Below are 7,082 nucleotides of genomic sequence, written 5' to 3' on the forward strand. Positions count from 1 at the left end.
GGCCGATAGCGTCATTGAGCCGCCAGTTAATGCTTTACCAATACACATTATATCGGGCTCTATATTGGCGTGCTCTACAGCAAATAATTTACCTGTACGGCCAAAGCCTGTGGCAATTTCGTCGCAAATTAGCAGTACGTTATATTGGGTGCACAATTTACGTACGCAGGCTAAATAATCAGGGTGATAAAAGTTCATACCACCGGCGTTTTGTACTATTGGCTCAATGATAAAGGCGGCTACTTGGTTATGGTTTGCTTTAAAGTATTCTTCAAGCTCTTGAGCTTCAGCTTGGTTAAATTCGCTGCCAAACTTACTCACCGGTGCAGGTACAAAAACATGCTCAGGTAAAAAGCCGCTATACAAACTATGCATTGAGTTAACGGGGTCGCATACGCTCATGGCTGCAAAGGTGTCGCCATGGTAGCCCTTGTAAGGCGTCATTAATTTTTGTTTTGTTGTAATGCCTTGGCTTAACCAATATTGCAGCGCCATTTTTATTGCTACTTCAACACTTACCGATCCGCTGTCGGCTAAAAATACTTTAGTTAAACTCGGCGGCGTTATATTTACTATTTTTTTGCAAAGCTCTACTGCGCTGTTATGCGTAATTCCGCCAAACATAATGTGGCTCATATTATTAATTTGCTCAATCATGGCGTTATTTATAACAGGGTGGTTATAGCCATGTATTGCGCTCCACCACGAGGCCATGCCATCGATTAATTGCTCGCCAGTTTCGAGGTAAATAATGTTGTGATTGGCATGTGTAACGGGGTATACAGGAATTGGCTTAGTCATAGACGTATATGGATGCCAAATGTGCTCACGATCAAAATCAAGGTCAATCGTATTGTTTTTAATCATATGTAAACTTTAACTTGATGGGCTTCGTTGACAATGGTACTTCAACTCGTAGACTAAGCCAATATCACCGTCATGAAAAAAATAAGAGAGTATTATGGAACTTGCACCTGTTCGTCACGATTGGACCCACGCTGAGGTTAAAGCATTATTTGAAATGCCATTTAACGATTTACTTTTTAAAGCCGCATCGGTTCACCGTGCTAATTTTAATCCCAATGAAGTGCAAATTTCTACGTTGTTATCAATTAAAACAGGCGCTTGCCCAGAAGATTGTAAATATTGCCCGCAGTCGGGGCACTACCGTACTGATTTAGAGCGCGAACGCTTAATAGAAGTAGAAAAAGTAGTAGAGCAAGCACGCCTAGCAAAACAAAAAGGCGCAACGCGTTTTTGTATGGGCGCAGCATGGTCAGATCCAAAAGACAGAGACATGCCATACATTTCGCAAATGGTTAAAGAAGTAAAAGAGCTAGGGTTAGAGACCTGTATGACGCTAGGTAAACTCACAAACGAAAAAGCCCATGAACTTAGAGACGCAGGGCTTGATTACTACAATCACAACCTCGATACATCACCTGAATATTACGAGCAAATTATATCAACCCGCACTTTTCAAGATAGATTAAACACCATTGATCACGTACGCGATGCCGGTATGAAAGTATGTTCGGGCGGTATTGTTGGTATGGGCGAGCAAGCAAGTGACCGCTACGGGCTACTTATGCAGCTCGCTAACTTGCCACAACAGCCAGAAAGCGTGCCTATTAATATGCTTGTAAAAGTTAAAGGCACACCGCTTGAAAACATAGACGATTTAGATCACTTTGAATTTATACGTACCATTGCAACAGCCCGTATTATGATGCCACATAGCTATGTGCGTTTATCGGCAGGGCGTAACGCCATGAACGAGCAAATGCAGTCAATGTGCTTTTTTGCAGGCGCTAACTCAATATTTTATGGCGACAAACTTCTTACCACCGAAAACCCAGACGCTGATGCCGATATGAACCTAATTAAAAAATTAGGCATGAACCCAGAAAAGCGTCACGACTATTCAGACGAAGCAGTAGAAGCCTCGCTTTCATCGCAAGTGGCTGACAAAGCAACGTCTGAATTGTTTTACGAAGCATAGGCTTTTTATAACTATGCCTTTTGATTTTATAAACACGCATCTGCAGGCACGCCTGCAAGATGCGCTGCTTCGTAAACGTCACGTAATGCAACACGCTACAGCGCGTACTATAACGGTTAATAATAAAACCTATCTTAATTTTGCCAGTAACGATTACTTAGGCTTTGGAGATGTGGCTGTTAACCTTAATAACTCCCAAGCATTAGGGAGTCACAGCTCCGCATTGGTTACAGGTTATCAGGCGCAGCAAAAAGCGCTCGAACACTACTTATGCGAGCAATTTGGTTATGGCGCAGGCATGTTGTTTAGCTCAGGGTTTAGTGCTAATAGCAGCGTAATTAAAGCGTTGTTTCAAGATAAAGCGGCTGCGCAAAACAGCGCAATTTTTCAAGATAAGTTAAATCATGCCAGCTTGATTGACGGAGCAATGCACTCTAACGCCGCATTAGTGCGTTTTAATCATAACGATTTAAACCACTTACGTTCACGGCTCGAAAAATCAAAAGCACAAAACAAGTTAATTATAAGCGAAGGCGTGTTTTCGATGGATGGCGATACCGCGCCTCTTAAAGAATTACTCGCACTTGCAAAACAGCACAGCGCATGGCTAATGATTGACGACGCACACGGCTTTGGTGCTTTAGGAAAAACCGGTTTGGGCAGTTGCGAAGCGTTTATTACTCAAACGCTGCCAGATATATTAGTCATTACCTTTGGTAAAGCAGTGGCTAGTAGTGGCGCGTGTGTATTAGGCAGTAAACAGTTTATTAATTACATGCTGCAATTTAATCGCGATTACACGTATTCAACTGCTATGTCGCCGCTTATGGCAAGCCACACACTTGCGCGTATTAAAAGCATAAAAACAGCTGATGATAAACGCGATAAGCTAAATGCCAATATTGCATTATTTAAGCAACTCGCTAAAAGCCATAATATTGCTGTAATGGAGTCAAACACAGCCATACAGCCCATTGTATTAGGCTGCGCTGAGCAAACGTTGCAAGCGGCAGATAAACTTAAACAACAGGGTATTTGGCTTACTGCAATTAGGCCGCCGACGGTTGCAAATAACACCTCACGTTTACGCATTACTTTAACCGCCGCACATACCGAGCAAGACATAACGCACTTAGTTAAGCATTTAGTAGGTGCAATAGCATGACTGCTCAGCCAGTATTAAAAACAGATCTAGTGCAAACACAACTTGTAAAACCGTGCCTAGTAAGTGGCGATTCAAATAAAGAATTAAATAAGGAGCCAAATCGAGAGCTAAACAAGGAGCTTAAAAAGTCTACACAAAGTAAATTTTCAAAGGCGGCAGCGCGTTATAACACCCATGCAAATGTTCAAAAACATGCTGCGATCGATCTATTTTCACTCATAAAACTAGGTATTAATAAAAATAAGCTTTGTGTTGATTTAGGCGCAGGGCCACTTGTTAATACGCATACCTTACAAAGTATGTTTGCAAGCGTTATTGCCATGGATTTGAGCATAAACATGCTGCAAAGTAGTAATTTAACCACACCTAAAATATGTGCCGATATGGATAACTTACCGCTGCAAGCAAACAGTGTTGATGTTATTTACAGTAACTTTGCAGTGCAGTGGTCTGCTAATTTTTCGGCTTTAATGCAATCACTTTACAGCATATTAAAACCAGGCGGGCAGGCGTACATAAGCGCTGTGGTAGAGGGCTCACTTAACGAAATAAAAACAGCCTTTGCAGCGCTTGATTCTAACAGCCACATAAATACCTTTAATAGTGAGTTGCATATAAACCAATCAGTCCAAAAAGCAGGGTTTACTATTAACAGCGCTCAAAAACGTATTTACACCGATGAATACACAACACCTTTAAAAGCTATTGCCTCAATTAAAGCTATAGGTGCAACTACGCAAAATCATACCAATACACGTCAAGGGTTACTTACTAAATCGGCGCTACAAAAAGTATGCAGTGCGTATCCGCTTATAAATAACAAAGCATGTGTGTCTTATCATGTGGTGCTGTTATCATTAGAAAAACACTAAATAAGCCCAAAGACATTAAAGGCAACGCATGAAAGAATTTTTTATAACAGGCACCGACACCGATGCCGGAAAAACCCACGTTACCAGTTTGCTATTAAAGTTACTTGCCCAACACAAAAAACAAGCCATTGGTTTTAAACCCCTGGCTGCTGGCTGCGAAATGGCATTTGATCAACTAGTAAATGCTGATGCTCTCATACTAATGGAAAGCGCAACAGTGAGCGCTAAATACGATGTAGTAAATCCGTTTGCGTTTGCACCCCCTATTGCGCCGCATATAGCCGCTGAGCAAGTTGGAGTTAGTATTACTATTGATAAACTAAGTGATGCTTATAAAGATGTAAAACAACAGGGCGCTAATTATATACTTACCGAAGGCGCTGGTGGTTGGGCGTTACCTATTAACAATACGGAGTATTTATACGACTGGGTTAAAGCAGATCAACTGCCGGTAATACTCGTTGTTGGCATGAAGCTAGGTTGCTTAAATCATGCGTTACTAACCGCTGCGCATATGCAAAGTATGGGTATAAACTGCGTTGGTTGGATTGCAAACCAAGTCGATAAAAACATGGACGAGTATCAAGCAAACCTTGATTCACTTAAAGCACGTTTACCGTTTCCAATACTTGCTATAAGCCCCTACAGCGAGCAAACTCCTAAGTTACAAATATACAAAAGCTTGCTTAGTGCGTTATCTTTAAACACTTAAGTGGTTTTAAAAAAGTTACTTTTTTAGGTGAATCTTGAAATAGTCAGCCTTAGTACACATATAAACATTTATAAATACATAGCTTGCTTAAAGACAATGTTACTAAGTTACTAAGGACATAACGACTATATGACGCACCCATTTATTGAAAGCTACGCCCCTGATGCGCACGTAAGCGCTGAGCCAAAAGCACTAAACTATGGCTTACCTAAAAAACGCGTAGGCATAATAGGTGGGGGCACAGCTGGCGCCACAATAGCCATTAGGCTTGCTGCGTTAGGGTTAGAAACTTATGTACTTGAAAAGAAAAAGTCGTTAATTGATGGCCCTCCAATGTGCCATTTGCATGCGGGTGGCAACTTATATCGTGAAATACCCGACGACGACTGCATAGATTTACTCAAGCAATGTATAGATATTGCGCGCCTTTATCCTCACACCATAGATGTTCGCCCCACAGTATTTGCAGTGCCTAAACGTGATGACGACTCACCGGAGGACTTATTTTCGCGTTTAAATAAATTAACACAAGCCTACAGCGAGCTTGTAGAGCAAGACAGCGCTAATAAAGTGTTAGGCGAGCCAGAGCATTATTATCAGTTATATAGTTATGAGCAAATGCTAAAGCTTGCTAAGCAAAAACAAGTAGCCAAGCCCACGTCATTAGATGAGTGGATGATACCCGTGGCTAAGCATTTAGATTTAGATAAGCTAAAGTTTCCACTAATTGTTGCACAAGAATATGGTTGGAATATATTTCGCTTATCGGCCAGTGCACAGCTCGCCCTTGCACAGTACAAACACGCTCATGTTTTAACAAGCACCAGTGTTAAAAATGTATCAGAAGTTATAAATACCAATAATGATAAGCAAACACTTAAGTGGCGCATTGAATATCAATCAGAGCCAAGCCTTGATGAACAACCTGATACTCAAACCGATACACAAACCATTGAGGTAGATTACCTTATTAATGCGTGTGGTTTTCAAACCGGTATTATTGACGACCTGGTTGGGGTAGATGTAAAACGCATGGTCGAATTTAAAGCCTCTTACATTACTCATTGGCAAGGTGCTGGTGGGCAAATACCCGAAATAATTATTTATGGTAACCGTGGTACGCCAGAAGGTATGGCGCAGCTGACGCCTTACCCTAATGGTTACTTTCAAATACATGGCATGACTAACAACATTACATTGTTTAATGATGGGTTAGCTGATGCAACGCCAATGAGCGCACAACCTAAACTCCCCGATAAATATCTGCATTATATTAAAGATGGCTGGGATGAAGCAGCGTTGCAAACACGCACCCAAACAGCAATTGATTATGTAGCCGAGTTTGTACCTGCGTTTAAAACTGCTAATACACAAAATAATGCCTTGTTTGGCGGGCAACAAATCCCAGGTGATGACGACACTTTGCGCGTAGCCGATGTAAGTTTATATTCGCATATTAATTATGCGCGGGCCGAAAATGTTAAAGCATCGTCAACGTTAATAGCTGCCGATCAAATAGTGTCTGAGTTTATAAAATTAGGAATAATAAGCAGCGATCCTGCTGTAAATCATCACCGCAGTAGCCATCAATGGTCGTACCTTAAACACAATAGCTGCGAAAATATTGACGAAGTTGCACGCATATTGGCACACGAGCGTGGTTTTCCAATTGATATGGCAGAGCTAAATAATAGCTTGTAATAAACTGATTTATAAAGAAACTTCAGTCTTAAATTTGCTATAAAACGCCTCTCAAAAAAATTATCAATAAATACATAAATAACACTTGTGTTATGACATAGTTTGTCACAGAATAGCGCTAACGTTATGACATAGTGTGTCATAGCGTAGTGATTGCTTTAACCTAATTTATTTTAAGTGTTCGGTGATCAATATTAATTTTGTGAGGACAATATGAAACGTGTATTTTTGTTTTTATTAACTAACCTAGCGGTTATGTTGGTATTAGGTGTAGTGCTTTCAATAATAATGAGTGCGCTGGGTTTAAGCCATCGTAGCCTTGGCGGAATTTTACTTATAGCCACGGTGTTTGGTTTTGGTGGATCGTTTATTTCGTTATTTATGTCGAAATGGATCGCTAAAAAATCAACCGGCGCGCATGTAATTACACAGCCGCGAAACGAAACCGAACGCTGGCTTGTACAAACGGTATCTGCGCAAGCAAAAAAAGCAGGTATTAAAATGCCAGAAGTGGCTATTTACGACAGCCCAGAAATGAACGCATTTGCAACCGGCCCAAGTAAAAACAACTCGTTAGTGGCAGTAAGCACAGGCTTAATGCACAACATGACCAAAGATCAAGCCGAAGCC

General features: G+C 41.0%; 7 protein-coding genes. 6 read left to right on the top strand and 1 reads right to left on the bottom strand.

Annotated features, from left to right (window positions below; translation table 11 throughout):
- Positions 1–867 (bottom strand): adenosylmethionine--8-amino-7-oxononanoate transaminase (gene bioA / locus L654_RS0102245; RefSeq protein ID WP_024607133.1); only part of this gene is annotated, 867 nt, incomplete at its 3' end.
- Between the two features lie 94 nt (positions 868–961).
- Between bioA and bioB the strand changes: the two genes are divergently transcribed.
- The 6 genes from bioB to L654_RS0102275 all read left to right on the top strand — a co-directional run.
- The gene (gene bioB, locus L654_RS0102250; protein WP_024607134.1) at positions 962–2,002 is read left to right on the top strand and encodes a biotin synthase BioB; all 1,041 of its coding nucleotides are present in this window, start codon (positions 962–964) and stop codon (positions 2,000–2,002) included.
- 13 nt (positions 2,003–2,015) lie between these two features.
- Positions 2,016–3,167 (top strand): 8-amino-7-oxononanoate synthase, encoded by a 1,152-nt coding sequence (locus L654_RS0102255; protein ID WP_024607135.1) that lies wholly within the window; start codon positions 2,016–2,018, stop codon positions 3,165–3,167.
- The gene (locus tag L654_RS0102260) at positions 3,164–4,039 is read left to right on the top strand and encodes a methyltransferase domain-containing protein (RefSeq protein ID WP_024607136.1); all 876 of its coding nucleotides are present in this window, start codon (positions 3,164–3,166) and stop codon (positions 4,037–4,039) included. Before L654_RS0102255 ends, L654_RS0102260 begins: the two co-directional genes overlap by 4 nt.
- Positions 4,040–4,067: 28 nt before the next feature.
- Complete coding sequence (gene bioD / locus L654_RS0102265) at positions 4,068–4,751, top strand: dethiobiotin synthase (RefSeq protein ID WP_024607137.1); 684 nt, start codon at positions 4,068–4,070, stop codon at positions 4,749–4,751.
- Between the two features lie 129 nt (positions 4,752–4,880).
- Positions 4,881–6,452: an FAD-dependent oxidoreductase gene (locus L654_RS0102270; RefSeq protein WP_024607138.1), complete on the top strand. Its 1,572-nt coding sequence runs from the start codon at positions 4,881–4,883 to the stop codon at positions 6,450–6,452.
- 213 nt (positions 6,453–6,665) lie between these two features.
- Positions 6,666–7,082: M48 family metalloprotease (locus L654_RS0102275; protein ID WP_024607139.1), on the top strand; the 417-nt coding region annotated here is incomplete at its 3' end.

Source organism: Pseudoalteromonas sp. TAB23, assembly GCF_000498075.1.
Taxonomy (GTDB): Bacteria; Pseudomonadota; Gammaproteobacteria; order Enterobacterales; family Alteromonadaceae; genus Pseudoalteromonas; species Pseudoalteromonas arctica.